Annotated in this window: 14 protein-coding genes; 6 read left to right on the forward strand and 8 right to left on the reverse strand. The window is 71.4% G+C overall.

Annotated elements, in window-relative coordinates; all coding sequences use genetic code 11:
- Positions 1 to 18: 18 nt before the first annotated feature.
- The 3 genes from NZH93_RS26370 to NZH93_RS26380 all read right to left on the reverse strand — a co-directional run bounded on the left by NZH93_RS26370 (position 19) and on the right by NZH93_RS26380 (position 3,071).
- Positions 19 to 1,086, reverse strand: coding sequence for a type VII secretion target (locus tag NZH93_RS26370; RefSeq protein WP_308214240.1), 1,068 nt, complete (start codon positions 1,084 to 1,086; stop codon positions 19 to 21).
- A complete protein-coding gene (locus tag NZH93_RS26375) occupies positions 1,016 to 2,233 on the reverse strand; it encodes an FAD-dependent monooxygenase (RefSeq protein ID WP_259625889.1) in 1,218 nt (405 codons plus the stop codon). The genes NZH93_RS26370 and NZH93_RS26375 overlap by 71 nt, the downstream gene beginning before the upstream one ends.
- Before the next feature lie 85 nt (positions 2,234 to 2,318).
- Complete coding sequence (locus tag NZH93_RS26380) at positions 2,319 to 3,071, reverse strand: SDR family NAD(P)-dependent oxidoreductase (RefSeq protein WP_259625890.1); 753 nt, start codon at positions 3,069 to 3,071, stop codon at positions 2,319 to 2,321.
- Between the two features lie 110 nt (positions 3,072 to 3,181).
- On the opposite strand from NZH93_RS26380, the gene NZH93_RS26385 reads away from it, so the two are divergent.
- Positions 3,182 to 4,105, forward strand: a complete 924-nt coding sequence (locus tag NZH93_RS26385) for a LysR family transcriptional regulator (protein WP_259625891.1) — start codon at positions 3,182 to 3,184, stop codon at positions 4,103 to 4,105.
- A gap of 12 nt (positions 4,106 to 4,117) precedes the next feature.
- Here NZH93_RS26385 and NZH93_RS26390 read toward each other — a convergent pair whose 3' ends face one another.
- Complete coding sequence (locus NZH93_RS26390) at positions 4,118 to 4,726, reverse strand: TetR/AcrR family transcriptional regulator (protein ID WP_259625892.1); 609 nt, start codon at positions 4,724 to 4,726, stop codon at positions 4,118 to 4,120.
- 108 nt (positions 4,727 to 4,834) lie between these two features.
- On the opposite strand from NZH93_RS26390, the gene NZH93_RS26395 reads away from it, so the two are divergent.
- From NZH93_RS26395 to NZH93_RS26405, 3 genes are read left to right on the forward strand one after another with little or no spacing between them, the layout of a single operon-like run.
- Complete coding sequence (locus NZH93_RS26395) at positions 4,835 to 5,833, forward strand: alcohol dehydrogenase catalytic domain-containing protein (protein WP_259625893.1); 999 nt, start codon at positions 4,835 to 4,837, stop codon at positions 5,831 to 5,833.
- Between the two features lie 20 nt (positions 5,834 to 5,853).
- Positions 5,854 to 6,456 carry an NADPH-dependent F420 reductase gene (locus NZH93_RS26400; protein WP_259625894.1) on the forward strand — a complete coding sequence of 201 codons (603 nt, stop codon included), beginning with the start codon at positions 5,854 to 5,856 and terminating at the stop codon, positions 6,454 to 6,456.
- A gap of 25 nt (positions 6,457 to 6,481) precedes the next feature.
- Positions 6,482 to 7,567 (forward strand): alkene reductase, encoded by a 1,086-nt coding sequence (locus NZH93_RS26405; RefSeq protein WP_259625895.1) that lies wholly within the window; start codon positions 6,482 to 6,484, stop codon positions 7,565 to 7,567.
- A 28-nt stretch (positions 7,568 to 7,595) separates the two neighbouring features.
- Here the strand turns inward: NZH93_RS26405 and NZH93_RS26410 are convergent, their stop codons facing one another.
- From NZH93_RS26410 to NZH93_RS26420, 3 genes are all read right to left on the reverse strand, one after another.
- Positions 7,596 to 8,051, reverse strand: a complete 456-nt coding sequence (locus NZH93_RS26410) for a hypothetical protein (protein ID WP_259625896.1) — start codon at positions 8,049 to 8,051, stop codon at positions 7,596 to 7,598.
- Between the two features lie 89 nt (positions 8,052 to 8,140).
- Positions 8,141 to 9,028, reverse strand: coding sequence for an NmrA/HSCARG family protein (locus NZH93_RS26415; protein WP_259625897.1), 888 nt, complete (start codon positions 9,026 to 9,028; stop codon positions 8,141 to 8,143).
- Between the two features lie 118 nt (positions 9,029 to 9,146).
- Positions 9,147 to 9,569: a MarR family winged helix-turn-helix transcriptional regulator gene (locus NZH93_RS26420; protein WP_259625898.1), complete on the reverse strand. Its 423-nt coding sequence runs from the start codon at positions 9,567 to 9,569 to the stop codon at positions 9,147 to 9,149.
- 134 nt (positions 9,570 to 9,703) lie between these two features.
- Between NZH93_RS26420 and NZH93_RS26425 the strand changes: the two genes are divergently transcribed.
- The gene (locus tag NZH93_RS26425) at positions 9,704 to 12,517 is read left to right on the forward strand and encodes a helix-turn-helix transcriptional regulator (RefSeq protein ID WP_259625963.1); all 2,814 of its coding nucleotides are present in this window, start codon (positions 9,704 to 9,706) and stop codon (positions 12,515 to 12,517) included.
- Positions 12,518 to 15,256: a LuxR family transcriptional regulator gene (locus tag NZH93_RS50825; protein WP_259625899.1), complete on the forward strand. Its 2,739-nt coding sequence runs from the start codon at positions 12,518 to 12,520 to the stop codon at positions 15,254 to 15,256.
- Here the strand turns inward: NZH93_RS50825 and NZH93_RS26435 are convergent.
- Positions 15,228 to 15,887 carry a helix-turn-helix transcriptional regulator gene (locus NZH93_RS26435; protein ID WP_259625900.1) on the reverse strand — a complete coding sequence of 220 codons (660 nt, stop codon included), beginning with the start codon at positions 15,885 to 15,887 and terminating at the stop codon, positions 15,228 to 15,230. The genes NZH93_RS50825 and NZH93_RS26435 overlap by 29 nt on opposite strands.
- Positions 15,888 to 16,122: the final 235 nt, after the last annotated feature.

Genomic DNA, 16,122 nt, shown 5'->3' on the forward strand with positions numbered 1-16,122 from the left:
CGTCGCCTCGCCCACGCGTCAGTTCCCCAGCCGGACGCCCAACTGCTTGGCGATCCGATCCCGTTCCGCGGGCGGGAATTCGTTCAGCCACGCGTCCCGACCGCTGACCAGCATCGAGTACCGCGTGCTCGCGGACATCAGGGAACCGACCCAGTTGCCGCGGTCCGAGTTCCAGAACTTGGTCTCCGTCTCGGCCATCTCGCGGAGGTTGGCGTTGGTCGGCGGTTGGCGGAGCAGGTGGCCCGCGTCGTTCTCGTAGTGGTCGCCGATCTCCGCGGACGCGACGTCGCCGACCCACCCGTGCGCCGTGCTCACCGGGCGCAGCGCGACGGTGGCCACGCTGATCGGGTACTCCTTGGAGATCCGCTTGAGCACCGCGACGGCCTTGGCCCGCTGGCCGGGCACCGACGGCGGGGGCCGCCGCCCGAGTTTCACCGGGACGACGTCGCTGTGCTGGAAGGCCTCACCGCCGGCCACCGACGACATCCCGCGGGTGACGCCCTGCGGGCCGGTGTCGGAAGCGGTGGCACCGGACGCGGTGGTGAGGCCGGAGTAGTCGACTCCCCCACCGATACCGCGGAACACCTGGGCCTGCGTCTCATCGATCTGCTGGTAGACGTCGGCGGCCTGGCTCAACCCGATCCGCACGTCGGTGAAGGACTCGGCACCCTTCGCGACGGCCTCGCGGACCTGGTCAGCGGCGTGCCCGAGGCTCGCGGTGAAAGAGGCCCCGAACACGCCGAACGCGCCACCACCGACCGAGCCCTCCACCGTGGTACCCGCCGAAGCCACCTGGTGGGACAGGTTCTCCACGGTGTCAGCGTGCGTTCGCACCTCGCCGACGCTGACGTTGACTCGATCCACGAACACCCACCCGTCGACGGCGACCGACTTGCCGGAACTCCACCACCCTCTCGCCCTTGAGTACCGCGTGACCAGAGAAGAACCCGCTTTGCGTACGCCCGGCCCAACGCGAGGCCGAGAACGGCCTAACGAGGCAGGAGAACGACTCGGCCTACGAACCGATCGGCGGTGCGGCCGTGACCCCGGAGTCCGGCACCCCTGCGTAGTCGGGCAGTGCGACACCGTTGATCGCGCGCTCAACCAGCGCGGTGAGCGCCTCCATGTCGAACTCCTGGCTCGACTCCCCACCCGGCTCGGACGCGGCGCGGCTGCCCACGTGCATCCGGCCGATCTCCTGGTTGGCCTCGACGAACGAGCGCATCCGAGCCTCGTAGCCCGCGAACCCGGCGGCGGGGTCCCACCCGGCGGTGGCCAGTTCCCCGGCCAGCAGGTAGGCGCCGACCAGTGCCAAACCGGTGCCCCCGCCGGACATCGGCGACGAGCTGAACGCCGCGTCGCCGATCAGCCCCACCCGGCCGACCGACCAGCGGTCCATCACGACCTGGGCGACCTGGTCGAGGTAGAAGTCCGGGCTGTCGTCGACGTGCGCGAGGATGCGCGGCGCCAACCAGCCCAGCCCGGCCACCTGCTCGCGCAGCAGGCGCTTCTGCCCCTCGACGTCGCGGTGGTCGACCTCGAAATCGGCTGCTGGGAAGGAGAACATCGCCATCGCCCGCGTGACGTCCTTGAGCGGCCGAAGGCCAGCGGAACGCCCGGACGCCTGGTCCTGGTAGTCGATCATCCAACCGTCCACCCCGAACTCGTTGGGCACGGTGCAGAAGGCCAGCACGAGCCCGAGGTGGCGGAGGAACTCCTCGCGCGGCCCGAAGACCATCCCGCGCAACGCCGAGTGCAGCCCGTCGGCCCCGACCACCAGGTCGAAACGCCGCCGCTCGCCGCTCGCGAAGGTCACGTCGACCCCGTCCGCGTCCTGGGTGAGTTCGGCGATCCGGTCGCCGAAGACGTACTCGACACCGTCGCGGGTGTCGTCGTAGAGCACCTGGGACAGGTCTCCGCGCAGGATCTCGATGTCCGCGATGTACCCGTCGCCGCCGTCGTCGTCGGCGCGGTAGGTCTCCAGCACGTTCCCGTCGACGTCCACGGTGAGCGCGCCGACGGTGTCCGTGCAGGCCGCGCGCACCGCCGCGTCCAGGCCCATCCGCCGGATGACCTCCTTGGCCACCCCGCGCGCGTCCACCGCCTGACCACCGGGCCGCAACCCCGGAGCCCGCTCAACCACGGTCACCTCGGCTCCCCGCCTGTGCAACCAGTGGGCCAGCGCGGGCCCCGCGATGCTCGCCCCCGCCACCAACACCTTGGTACCGCTCACCGTGCCCCCTTGCCCGCCCGTCCGGATCACGGTCCGGATTGTACGGTCGACCACGGCCCGGCCAGCGGTTCCGACACGTGCGGCGTCAGACCGCCCTTGCCATTCGACCTCCGTCCACGACGATGGTCTGTCCGGTAAGGAAACTCGCGCGGTCGCTCGCCAGGAAAACCACCACCTCGGCGATCTCCTCCGGCGTGCCCAACCGCCCGAGCGGGTTGCTCTCGGCCAGTGTCCGGAACGCCTCGGCACCCATGAACTCGGTGACGTTCTCGCTCGACACCGTGCCCGGCGCGACCGAGTTGACCCGGACGTTGTCCGGCCCCCATTCGGTGGCCCACGACCTGGTGTAGGACTCGATCGCGGCCTTCTGCGCGCCATAGGTGGACATGTAGGGCATGTGACGCGCCCCGGCGATGCTGCTGATGTTGATGACGGAGCCGCCGCCGCGGGCGGCCATCCCTCGGGCGAAACCTGCCGTCAGGGCAAAAGCCGCCCGGATGTTGACGTCCCAGGACTCGGCGTTCGCGTCGAGGTCCTGCTCCAGGCTCGGCCTGATGCTGTCCCGGTAGCTCGCCGCGTTGTTGACGAGGACGTCGACGTCACCGGCCTCCTTGACGAGCCTGTCGACGTCAGCGGAGTCGCTGAGGTCCGCGAGGATGAAACGGGCCTCGCCGCCCGCCGCGACGATGTCGGCGACAACACCATCTCCACGTTCCCGGTCCCGTCCCGTGATCAGCACCAAGGCCCCGTCGCGTGCGAACGCGTGCGCGATCGCGGAGCCGATCCCTCCCCGTGATCCCGCACCGGTGATCAGGACGTTCTTCCTGGTTGAACTCATGGCTGCCTTCGCGCCTTTCCGTTGTGGCGAACGTTCTTCCACGAAGTTACGCAGAAGACCGACATAGGCGCAAAGAGTTGACTGCTATGATTCACATAGAAGGTTTCTATATGACGAGGCGGCTCCGGATGAACCTGCGGCAGTACGAATACGCGCTGACCGTGGCCGAGGAAGGCAGCATCACGGCGGCGGCCGAGCGGCTGGGGGTGGCGCAACCGTCGCTGTCCCAGCAGATCGGCACCCTGGAGAAGCAGGTCGGGGTGCGCCTGTTCGCGCGGACCCCGCAGGGAATGCGACCGACGGCGGCGGGTCGGGCCTTCCTGGTGGAGGCGGAGATCGCCACCACCGCGTCCCGGCGCGCGCTCACCGCCGCCCGCTCCGCCGACGCCGACCTGACGGGCGAGCTGATCATCGCCGTCTACTTGGGACTCGGGACCCGCCGACTGCCGCGCGCACTCGGCGAGTTGCGCCGCCGTCACCCCCACCTGGAGGTGACGATCCACGAGGAGCCCGACCCCACGGACATGGAACGGCTCACGCGCCAGGGCACGCTGGACATGGTGCTGGTGCACGAGATCCCGCCCGGATGCACCTTCGACGTCCACGCGCTGGGCCGGGAGTCGTACGTCGCCGTGCTACCGGAGGGCCACCCGCTCCTGCGCCGCGACAAGCCACTCCTGCTCGAAGACCTCGCTCACGAGGGCTGGGTGCGCTTCCGCCGCACCAGCAAGCTCGACGAGTACCTGGCGCGCCTACTCGCAAACCGCGGCCTGGCCCCGAGAACGGTCGGCCGAGCCACCCAGATCTCCACCGCCGTACGACTGGCCGCGGAGGGCCTCGGCGTCACCATCGCACCGTCCTCCGCCATCCCGGACGACTTCGCACACCTGACCCGCCCACTCCGCCCCACCCTCTCGGAACCGGTGATCGCAGGCCTCCGCCCCTCACCGGGCCGTGCCGAAATCGCCTTGCTGGACCAACTACGCCAGCAGGACTGGTCGAACACCGGCGTCAGCACACCCACCGGAAAGTAGGTTCCGACCCCCTCAGTCGACGGCGCAACGGCGGCCGGCCCGCAGGATCTCGTCGGAGAGTTCGGGCTCGACGTGGCGCACGGCACGCGCGAGCATCAGCGCGCCGACCATCTCGCTGAGCAGCCGCACGGCCTTGCGACGGGCCTCGCTCGGAGCGAGTTCGTGGCCCTCCTCCTCGGCCTCGCGCAGGAACTCGGCGGCGAAGCCGGTGAGGTAACCCTCGACCCCTTCGGCGTACGCGCTCTGCGCGGCTTCACCGTGCCGTCCGGCGTCGGTGACCAGGGAGGCGGAAGGGCAGCCGCCGTCCGGGGAGTCGCGGTGCTCGGTGGACAGGTAGCCGACCACGACCCGCTCCAGCGGGGAGCCGCCCTGGTCCGGGCCGTCCTCGATCGTCTGGGCCAGGCTCCCGAGCGAGGCGGCGAAGGACGCGCCGTACACCTCCACCACCAGGTCGCTCTTGGACGCGAAGTGGTTGTAGAAGCCGCCGTGGGTGAGTCCGGCCTCCTTCATCAGCTCGGCGATGCCGACCGCGTCGATGCCCTGCGAGCGGAACATGCGACCCGCCGCGTCGAGGATGTTCTGCCGGTTGCGGGCCTTGTCCTCCTTGGTGATCCGCGGCATGGCCGTCCTCTCGCGTCGCCCTCGATTTGACGTTTTCGATGATGCCTCTCATCATAGCAAGGGCATTCAATGATGCTCGTCATCAATAACCCAGCGAACGGGAGCCCCATGCGCGCCATCACCTACGACCGGCACGGAGAAGCCACCCAGGTGCTACGCCTGAGCGAGCAGCCACCCCCTGCCGCGCCCGCGGCCGGACAGGTGCGGGTCCGGGTGCTGTCCCGGCCCGTCCACCAGGGCGACCTGGCGGGAGTTCAGGGCTTTCCCGGTGCGCCGCAAGGGCGGTACGCCACGCCACGGGTTCCCGGCCTGGAGGGAATGGGCCTCGTCGAGACCGTGGGCGAGGGCGTGCAGGACCTGCGGCCCGGTCAGCGGGTCGCGTTCTTCCCGGTGCCTGGCGCGTGGAGCGAACTCCTCACGGCACCAGCCGACCTCGTGGTCCCGGTACCCGACGGCGTCAGCGACGAGACAGCGGCCCTGATGCTGGTCAACCCGCTCACCCTCCTCACCCTGCTGCGGGCGGTCGAGGACGCCCAGCCAGGTCCGGTCGTGCAGACGGCCGCCGGTTCGTCGGTGGGAAGGCTGCTCGCCGCCGCGGCGATCAGGCACGACATCCCGCTGGTCAACCTGGTGCGCAGTGCCGCGGGGGCGCAGACCTTGCGGCAGCGCTTCCCCGGCCTGCCGACCGTCTCGACGGCCGACGCGGACTGGCGCGCCCAGGTCCGGGACGCGACCGGCGGCCGGGGCGTCCAGGTCGTGCTGGACGCGGTGGGCGGCTCCCTGACCGGCGAACTCGCCGGGCTGCTCGACGACGGCGGCACGCTGATCACCTACGGACAGCTCGGTTCCGGCAGCACACCGCTGGAGTCGCTCGCGCTGACACCGCGGGCCCTGACCGTGCGGGGCGTGTCCATCGGCCACTGGTTGACCCGCACGCCAGAGGAACGGGCCGAGGACGTCGCCTTCGCCACCACCCTGGCCGTGACCTCCCCGGACCTCTTCGAGGTCGCGGCCGACTACGACCTCGCCGACTTCGCGAAGGCCGTCGACCACGTCCGCCGCCCAGGCAAGAGCGGAACCGTCCTGCTCACCAGCCCCGCGTCCTGACGCCCACGAAGGACACCACCATGAAGATCGGCACCCTCGGCGCCGGAACCGTCGCCCAGGCCATCGCCCGCCACTCCGTGGCCCACGGCCACCAGGTCGTGCTGAGCAACAGCCGCGGCCCCGCCTCACTGGCCGGGCTCGTCGACGAACTCGGACCGCTCGCCCAGGCAGGCACCCCGGAGGAGGCTGCCGCGGCGGAACTCGTGCTCCTCGCGGTCGGCTGGACCCAGCTCCCGGACGCGACAGCGGGCCTGCCGCCGTTCGACGGCCGCGTCGTCATCGACGCCACCAACCAGTTCGCCTCCCTGCCCCCGCACCCGAAGATCGCCGACCTCGGCGAGCTGACCGGCAGCGAGCACGTCGCCTCGCTGCTGCCCGGAGCCCGTGTCGTCAAGGCGTTCAACACCCTCTACGGCCAGTACATCGCCGCCGACCCGCGCCACCCGGCCGGACGCCAGGTGCTGTTCCTCGCCGGTGACGACGCCGACGCCAAGACGACCGTCGCGGACCTCACCGCCGCCTTCGGGTTCGCCCCCGTCGACCTCGGCTCCTTGCGCGAGGGCGGACGCCTCATGCAACTCGGCGGCCCGCTCTCCGCCCTCCACGCCCTCAAACAGGACTGACCGCACTCCTCACAAGGAAGTCACCATGACCACCCAGCCCCTGCTCCAGCCCCTCCGCCTCGGCGCGCTCGACCTCCCCAACCGCGTCGTCATGGCCCCCATGACCCGCGCCCGCGCCGACAACGCCGACCTGGCGCCCACCGACCTGCACGCGACCTACTACGCCCAGCGCGCCACCGCAGGCCTGATCGTCACCGAGGGGACCTGGGTCAGCCCCGACGCGATCGGCTTCACCAACGTCCCCGGCATCTACACCGACGCGCAGACCGCGGGCTGGGCGAAGGTCACCGAAGCCGTCCACGAGGCGGGCGGACGGATCGTCTCCCAGTTCGGACACGTCGGCGCGGTCTCCCACCCGGACCACCTCGACGGCCGCCAGCCTGCGGGCCCCTCGGCCGTCAACCCCGGCGAGATGTCCTTCACCCCCTCCGGCCCGAAGGACACCCTCACCCCGCGCGCCTACACCGCCGCCGAGATCGCCGACACCATCGCCGACTACCGCCGCGCGGCCGAGAACGCCCGCCGCGCCGGGTTCGACGGCGTGGAACTCCACGCCCAGGTGTCCCACCTGATCCCGCAGTTCCTCAACCCCCGCCTCAACCAGCGCACCGACGCCTACGGGGGCAGCGGCGAGAAGCGGGCCCGGTTCCTCCTCGACGTCCTCGACGCCGTCGGCGACGTGTGGGGCAGCGACCGCGTCGGCGTGAAGATGTCCCCGAGCTGGACCAGCGGAACCGCGTTCACCGCGGACGAGGAGACGCTCGCCGACTACAACCAGCTCCTCAAGAAGCTCAACGACAGCAACCTTTCCTACCTGCACCTCGTCGGCACCCCCGGCACCATCGAGGAGCGCGTCACCCTCTTCTCCCGCTACCGCGCCCACTACCAGGGCAACATCATCGCCAACGTCGGCTTCACCCAGACCCTGGGCAACGAGATCCTCGACCACGGCACCGTCGACGCGGTCTCCTTCGGCGCCCCCTACATCGCCAACCCCGACCTGGTCGAGCGCTTCGCACAGGGCCACCCGCTGGCCGACGACGACCAGGACACCTACTACGGCGGCCACACCAAGGGCTACACCGACTACCCCGCCTTCACCGCGGGGTGAGCCGACGGGTTCACCCGGCGACGTCGAGTCACCCGCTCAACTCCTCACGGGCCGCCGCCAGGAACGCGACCTTGGGCTTTTGCAGGTAGTCCCACAGCGAGACGCCCTCCGGCTCCTGCCAGACGACGTGGTCGAGAGCACGAACGTACTCACGGGCCAGGGCGTGCAGGGGTGGGGCGAACAGGACGTGGATCATCCGCTCGCACACCCACAACCCGTCGAGGACGTCCAACGCGGACGCCTTCCCCGCAGCCGTGCCGTCACGGTCCTCGGCAGCACGCTCGGCCTGCTGGGCAACTCGGATGAACTCGCGCAACAACTCCAACCGCTCCACCCGACGCGCCTCGGCGCGCTCATGGGCCTGACGGCGCTGATCGACGCGATCAGCGCGGCGCTGCACGCTGGCCTGCACCAGATAGGACAACCCGCCACCGAGCGCCACACCCACCAACGAGAGGATCGAGACCCACACCTGTATCGGCATGAGCCGATTCATACCAAACGATCACCCGCTCGGCGGCGGCATTCCTCGCACTGTCCGGGACGACCGCCCAGATCCGCGTGCCGAGGTCGTCAGGCCTGGCTCCGCGGGAGTGACCAGCCGCTCTCACGGAGCCAGGTGGGCAGGTCCCACGTGGTCGGCTCGATCGCCTTCACCGCGGCGACATCGGCTTGGTAGGCGGGCGTTTCGGCGAACCAGCGGAACATCGCCTGAGCGTCCGGGTCGTCCCCGAGCACATGCAGCGGCAGGGCCTCGTAACGCGAAGGGAGACCCGCGTGCTCGCCGAACGCGGCGGCGATCCGGCTGCCCGTGAGGTGGTCGCCCGCGATCTCGATGGCGCCCCCAGGCGCTTCCGCGGTCCCGAGCAGGAACGCGGCGCTGATCAGGCCGATGTCGCGCACGGCGACCAGTTGCAGCCCGATGTCGTCGGGCAGCGGCATGCGCAGCACGACCTCGCCGTTCTCGACGCTCGGTCCCATGAACGCGAAGTTGTCCATGAAGGCGACCGGGCGGACCACCGTCGCGCGCAGGCCGGACCGCTGGAGGTGCTCCTCCACCCGGTACTTGGAGTCGAAGTGCGGGACGCCGGAGTCGCGTTCGGCGCCGCCGACCGAGCTGAACACCACGTGCGGCACGCCCGCGTCGACAGCGGCGTCGACGAGCGCGGTGCCCTGCCGCGTCTCGCGTTCGACGTCGGCGAGGGAGTGGCCCTCGGGGGTGGTCATGAAGAAGAAGGCGTCGACCCCCGTGAGCGCGGTGGACAGTGACGTGGCGTCGTCGATCGCGATTCGCGACAGCTCGACGCTGCGGTCGGCGAGGGCTCGTGCCCGGTCGGATTCGGTGTCGCGGACGAGGGCGCGGACGTGCGTGCCGCGGGTCAGGAGTGCGTCGACGACCGATCCGCCCTGTTTTCCCGTGCCGCCGAAGACCGCGATCGTGCCGGATGGTGGTGTGCTCATGGGTTCCTCCTCCTCGGCCGCCGATCACCTCGGCGGTAGTTCACGACGTGAACCAAAGTAGTTCATGCCATGAACTACCGCAAGGCGGACGGGTGGGGAGCAGGGGAACAGCAACGGGTCAGGCGGGCTTGACCACCGCGTCCACGATGGCCGTGGCGATGCGTTCCAGGTGGTGCCGGTCGTCGAGGTCGAGCCCCTCCGCGATGGCGGGCAGCCGCTTGGTGACCTCCGCGTAGACGGCCTCGGCGAGGACCTTCCCGGCGGGGGTGACCCCGAGCGCGGTGATCCGCCGGTCGTGCTCGCGACTCTCGCGCCGGACCAGGCCGAGTCGTTCGGTGCGGTCGACGAGTTGGCTGAGCGCGTTCCTGGTCATGCCGAGCGACGCGGCCAGTCCGGCCATCTGCTCGGGCGCGTCCTTGACCGCGCACAGCAGGGTGGCCTGCGCGGGGGTGAGGTCGTGCTCGGCGCAGATCTGCGCGTACCGGCGCTGGATCAGGGTCGAGAGCCAGACCAGCTTGTCCCCGTAGTCCTGGTGCGCCACGCCTGCCGTCTCCCTCGCCGCGGTCGGATGCGGGCAGCCTACCCGCGCGGTTGTTCATGGCATGAACCAAACCCGACACCGCCGCCGTTCAGGACGACGCCGGGGACGCGGTTCGCGGAGTACCGTTGATCGATGTGAACGCGGCCTCCCCGCCAGGTCCGTACTCCCCCGACCCCGTTGTGCGCGCTGGCGGGGAGAGGACTCGAACGCCCGTCTTCGGCCGTTCGACCGAGGAGGAGTTCCTCACCCGGGTGGTCGAGGGCGCGCGAACGGGGCGGGGTGGTGCGGTCGTCGTTCTCGGGTGCGTCGGGATCGGCAAGACCGCGTTGATCGACCGCGTGGCCGACGGGTTCGCGGACGTCACGAAGGTCCGCGTCGATCGAGACGACTTCGACGGCTCGTCCTGCTCGGGGTTGCGCGGTCTGTTCACGTCCTTCTCGCACGTCCTCGGCGAGTTGCCCGAGCCGCAGTCGCGAGCCATGGGACTCGCGCTCGGCCCGCGCGGGGACGAGGTCCCCGACCCGTTCCTGCTCGGCCTCGCCACGCTGGCGGTCCTGCGGCGCGTCGCCTGCGGACGTCCGCTGCTCTGCGTCGTCGACGACGCGCACCTGCTCGACCCGGATTCGCTGCGATCATTGACCTTCGCAGCCCGCAGGCTGCGAGCGGAGGGGGTCGCGCTGGTGTTCGGTGCCCGCCCGGTCGACGCGCCGCCCGACTGGTTCGACGGCCTGCGCACCCTCCGCCTCGGCCCGCTGGACGACGAGGAGTGCGCGCGCCTGCTGACGTCGGTCGCGGAGGACGTCGATCCCTTCGCCACGGCACGCGTGCTCCACGCGGCGGAGGGGAACCCGCGCGCGATCGTCGAGTACGGCCGGGCGTTGGCGGAGTGGCGGAGCACCGACGGCTCGCGCCTCCCCGACCCGCTGCGGATCACCGCGGGGGCACGGGCCGAACACCTGCGCGGAAGCGACGGCTTCAGCCCGGCGGCGCGGTGGTGCCTGCTGGTCGCCAGTGCCGAGCCCGCCGGGGACGTCGGCCTGGTCGTGCGCGCCGTTCGGCACCTCGGTGTCGACCCGGCGGGGGTGGACGCGGAGGTGTCCCGGTTCTTCGACCCGGCGGGCAAGGTGCTGTTCCCCCACCCCTTCGCCCGGTCGATCGCCTACCACTCCGCGTCCGACCAGGAGCGGAGGCTGGCGCACCGGGCACTCGGCGAGGTCATCGACGCGGCCGCCGGTCCGGAGCGGCGGGTGTGGCACCGGGCTGCCGCCCTGGAGGGGCCGGACGAGCGCGTCGCGGCCGAACTGGTCGCCGCCGCCGCGGGAGCGAGGGCGCGCGGCGGCCACGTGGCGGAGTCGACGTTCCTGGCGCGAGCGGCCGAGTTGAGCCCCGACGTCCGGTCGCGGGAGCGGCGACTGGTGGCCGCCGCGCAGGCCGCCCAACTGTCCGGTGACGACGAACTCGGCATCGCGCTGCTCGACCGGGCGAGTGGGCCGCACACGTCCGCGTGCTCCAGGCAGGACGCGGACCGCGTCCGCGGCGCGGCGCTCACTTGGTCCGCGCGGGCGCCGCAAGCCGCGACCCTGCTCGGTGCCGCCGTCGAGGAGTGGCGGGTGCGCGATGAACACCGGGCCCGCGGGTTCTGGATCCAGGCGATCAACGCGGCCGTCCTCGCCGGTCGCAGTCCGGGTGATCCCGTGCTGGACCGGTTGGCAGCGGCCGCACAGCCGATGCTGAGCCATGCCGGCCACGAGGAAGGGGCAGACGAGCAGGTGATGCGAGCGCTCGTCACGCGCCTGTCGCGAGGACGACTCGACGCCGTCGACCCCCTGCGCCGAGCGCTGCTGCGAGGAGCGGGCGACGGGACGTCGCAGATCGGGCGCGAACCCTTCCTGACCAACCTGATGAGCTTGGAGATGTGGGACCTCGCGGTCGGCAGGCGTGCGCTCCAGCGCATGGCCGCGGCCTGTCGACGGGACGGTGCGCTGACTGGTCTGCACGGGAGCCTGGTCGCCCTGGCCCACCAGGAGGCGTTGGCAGGCCGATTCCACGTCGCCGAGGAGCACGGCCGCGAAGCGGCGGACGTGGAGACCAGGCTGGGCGTTCCCGCGACCCGATCCGGGCTGGCACGCCTGGTGCCGGACGCCCTGCGCGGCGAGACCCGGCACGTGCGCGCGAAGGCATCCCTGATGAGGACGGCCTTCACGGCGGCGGGGTACGGCTTGGGCACGGCGACGTGCTCGCTGGCGCTGGTGATGGCCGACGTGGCACAGGGCCGGTACCGCAGGGCGCTCCGTCACGCCGGGGAGGTCTACGCACTGGACCCGCCTGGAGTGGGGAACGTCGTCCTGCCGTACCTCGTCGAGGCGGCGGTCCGCGTCGGCGACCGCGAACTCGCCGCCGCCGGGCTCCGGCGTCTCGACCACCGCGTCGAGGCCGTGGACTCCTCCTGGGGACGTGGCGTGCTCGACCGGTGTCGAGCGCTGATGGCTCCCGGAGCCGAGGCCGGAGCGCTGTTCGCGACGGCCGCCGACCGGCTCGACCCCGACACCCTGCCGCTGGAGCACGCGCGCACTCACCTGGCCTGGGGTGAGCGGCTGCGCCGCGACGGGTACGGCGACGACGCCATCGCCCACCTGCGCGTCGCCCACCGGATGTTCACCTCGATGGGCTGTCTCCAGCCCGCACAACGGTGTGCGGCGGAGTCGAAGGCGGCGGGAGCACGGATGGAGGAGTTCGGCGCTCCGCCGTCAACGGGGTTGACCAGCCAGGAGAAGGCGATCGCCGAGTTGGCGGCGAGGGGCATGACGAACGAGGCCATCGCGACGGCGTTGTTCGTCAGCGCCAACACGATCGCCTACCACCTGAAGAAGGTCTACCGGAAGCTGGGCGTCGACTCCCGGCGCGAGTTGTCCGTGCTGTCGTCGTTCGCGGTCGAACCAGGAGCATGAGTGCCAGTGGGAGCTTGTCGCAGCGGGCAGTCCGCGCTCGTGGGGCGCGGTGTCGAGCACCGCGCGGTGCTGGATCTCGTGGAACGACTGCGCGGCGGTCAGGGAGGCGCGCTGGTCCTGCGGGGCGAGTGCGGGAGCGGGAAGACGTTCCTCGTGGAGCGGGTCGTCGAATCGATCACGGGCGTGCGAGTGGTCCGCGTGCCCGGTGTCGAGGCGGAGGAACCGCTCCCGTACGCGGCGCTCGACCGCCTGCTGCGGCCGTGGCACGAGAGCGCACCGAACCTGCCCCTCCGCCATCGGGACGCGCTCGACACCGTGTTCGGCGAACGTCCTGGAACGGCACCGGTCGCGGCCGTCGTCCAGGCCACCACGGCGTTGCTCGACCTGGCGGGCGACGGCGAACCGGTGCTCTACCTGGTCGACGACGCGCAGTGGATCGATCGGGCCACGGGTGAGGTGCTGAGCGCCGTCGAGCGATCCGGTCGGAGTTTCCTGTTCTGCACCCGCGACCAGCCCGAACCGGGCGGCTGGCTGAGGAGGTCACCCGAGGTGCGACTCCCCCCTCTCGACCAGGACGAGTCCATGGCGCTGCTGGCATCGCTGTCCGAGGGCGTCGACCAGTTCTCCGCGAGGCGGTTCGTCGGGCTCGCCGGTGGAAACCCGTTGGCGTTGCAGCACTTCGTCCTGGGCCACCACCCCGCCGGGTCCACCGAGCGGTTCAGCCTGCCGGAGCGGCTGGAAACCGAACTGCTGCGCGGTGCCGGAACACGTTCCGCCGCCGCCGATCTGCTGTTGCTGCTCGCCGCGGTGGAACCGTCCGCCACGATGGCCGAGTTCCACGAGGCCGCCCTGGTGCTGGGGACCGAGGTCCACCCCGACGAGGTGGCCGACCTGGTGTCGTTCGAACCGCACGCGGTGTTCCGGCGGCCGCTGCTGGCCCAGGCGCTCGTGACGCGAGCTACCCCGATCCTCCGCCACGGCGTTCACGTGGCGTTGGGACTCGTCCTCGACGATCCCGATCGACGGGCGTGGCACGTCGCGCTGACCGCGCACGGCCACGAGGAGACGATCGCCCGTGACCTCGAAGCCGCGGCACGGCGAGCGGAGGCCGCTGGCGCGCACCGGCGCGCGGAGACCTGCTTCCGGAGGTCGGCGGAACTGGGTGACGAGAACCGTCGCGCGCACCGGCTGGTCTCCGCCGCCCGCATGTCGTTGCTGGCGAAGGACTACGGGTCGACCGGGGCTCTGCTGGACGAGGCGCTGCTGACACCGCTCGACCCCGACCTCCGTCCCGAGGTCTCCCGGATTCGCGCGGTACTGCACGCCAGGGCGGGCGACGACGAGGACACCCTGCTGGTGCTGGGCGATGTCCTTGAGGACGTGGCGTTTCTCGACGCCCGCGCGGCGGGCGACACCTGGTTCGAAGCGCTCGACGGCGCGCTCCTCGCGCACGACCGGATGCCGCGCACGACGCTCACCCGGTTCGCGCGGCACGTGCTGGACGCGGTCCCCACCGGCACGGGGCGGCGGACACCGGTGGACGTCCTGACGGCAGGGCTGGCCACGCGGATCACCGCCGGGTACGGGGAAGCGGTCGCGCTGATGCGGCGCGCGGCCACGTCACTGGACACTGTGGACGGTGCCGATCCGGCCGGGTGGCACTGCCATCGGTGGCAGTCCATGGTGGCTCTGGCGCTGCTCGAACTGTGGGACGTCGAGCGTGGCGCGCGGCTGTTCGACCGGACCGTCGAAGCGGGGGCCCGCGACCTCGACGTCCGGATCCTGCGCGTCACGCCCTTCGCCCTCGCGCGAGGCCATGCGGCGCGGTGGGATCCCGGTGACGTGACCGTGCCCCACACCGGTGGTCGGCGGCTGGTCCAGGTCGCGGTCGAGGCGGCGGCCGGTGCCGCGCGGGGAACGGGGGACGCCCGCGCCAAGGTGGTGGAGGTCATCGTGCTGGCCAGGCGGGCCGGGTACGGTTTCCTGGTTTCCCTGTGCCACCTCCTGCTGGTCAGGATCGCCCTGTCCCGCGGGGAGTACGACGAAGCGCTGGTGTGGTCGCGGGTCGTGTACGAGCGGGACGCGCCCGGCCTCGGCGGGCAGGTGCTCGCGGATCTCGTCGAGGCCGCGATCAGGGTGGGGGACAACGATGTCGCTGCGGCGGCTCGTGATCGGTTGGCGGTCCGGGTGCGGGCGAGCGGCTCCGCGTGGGGGCGGGGGCTGCACGCGCGTGCCCAGGCCCTCAGCGCGCCGGACTCCCACGCCGAACGGCACTTCCGGACCTCGATCCGGTTGCTGGAGCCGACCGCCGCCGCACTGGACACGGGCAGGACCCGGCTCCTGTACGGCGAATGGCTCCGGCGCAGGAAGCGGCGCACCGAGGCGGCCCACCAACTCGGGCTGGCCCACGAGACGTTCGTCGCCCTGAACGCCGACGCGTTCGCCGAGCGCGCCCGTGCCGAGTTCAACGCCGCCGGGGCGCGTCCCGAAGGGGGAGGCGATCTGACCGCGCAACAGGAGCGGGTGGCCCACCTGGCCGTCGAAGGCCTCACCCGAGCGCGGATAGCCGCGCGGCTGGCCATCAGCGAGCACACCGTGGCCGATCACCTCAAGCAGATCTACCGCAAGTTCGGGATCCACTCCCGCGGGCAGTTGGGCGAGGTGTTCGCCCGAGTGGTGGGCGGCGACGGGAACTCCCGGTCGGCGGCGATCACACCAGACCCTCGTTCATCGCGATGACCACGGCCGTCGTGCGGTTGGGAGCACCCAGCTTCAGGAACAACGCGGCCACCAGCCGTTTGACGCCGTGCGAGGAGATCCCGAGTGCCGCCGCGATCTGCTTGTTGCTGAAACCCCTGGCCAGCAGGTCCAGCGCTTCCTGTTCCCTGGCCGTCAGCACGACGTGGTGACCGACGGGGTGCTGCCTGGAACGGCGCTCCGAGAGCAGGTCCCTGGCCAGGACGGCGGGCATCGGCATCTCCCCGGCGACCACCCGGCCCAGGATGCCGTCCAGCACGGCGGTGTTGAGGCCGGTCAAGACCATGACGCCGTCGCAGGGCAACTCGTCCCGCAGCGACACCTCGCCGATGTGCGCGTCGTCGACCAGCAGGAGGACCCAGGGCCGCTCCCCGGCCGGTACCGGCCCGAGACCGGCCAGTTGGCGCCACTCGTCGAACCCCACGACGACGACGCGATGCCCGTCGCCGTGCGCGACCAGGTCGTGCGGCGGCCACGTCGACACGGTCCGCACCCTGGTGACGTGGTCGAGCAGCGACCTCACCCCTCGGTGGATCACCTCCGACTCGATCAGCAGCGACACGTCGAGCCGCGTCGACTCGAACGGCGAACCGACGTCGTGCGCACTCGCCATGAAGTGGACCGACCCCGAACCCGACTGCGCTCCGGCACGGCTTCCGCGATCTGTGGTCAAGTGGCTCACCGAATTCAGGACTTGGGGCGCCGGAACAGCTCTCGGCTCCCACCTTGCCCGCTGGGTGCCACGTCCGAACCCCCCGCTCCTGGTAGTCATCGGACGTGACCGCTTCGACCCGGTGCGCCGTCGTGCGGGGGGGGGGGGGGGCCCCCCCCCCCCCCCACGCCCCGAA

Origin of the sequence: Umezawaea endophytica (assembly GCF_025061645.1) — a bacterium.
In the GTDB taxonomy this organism is placed as follows: domain Bacteria; phylum Actinomycetota; class Actinomycetes; order Mycobacteriales; family Pseudonocardiaceae; genus Umezawaea; species Umezawaea endophytica.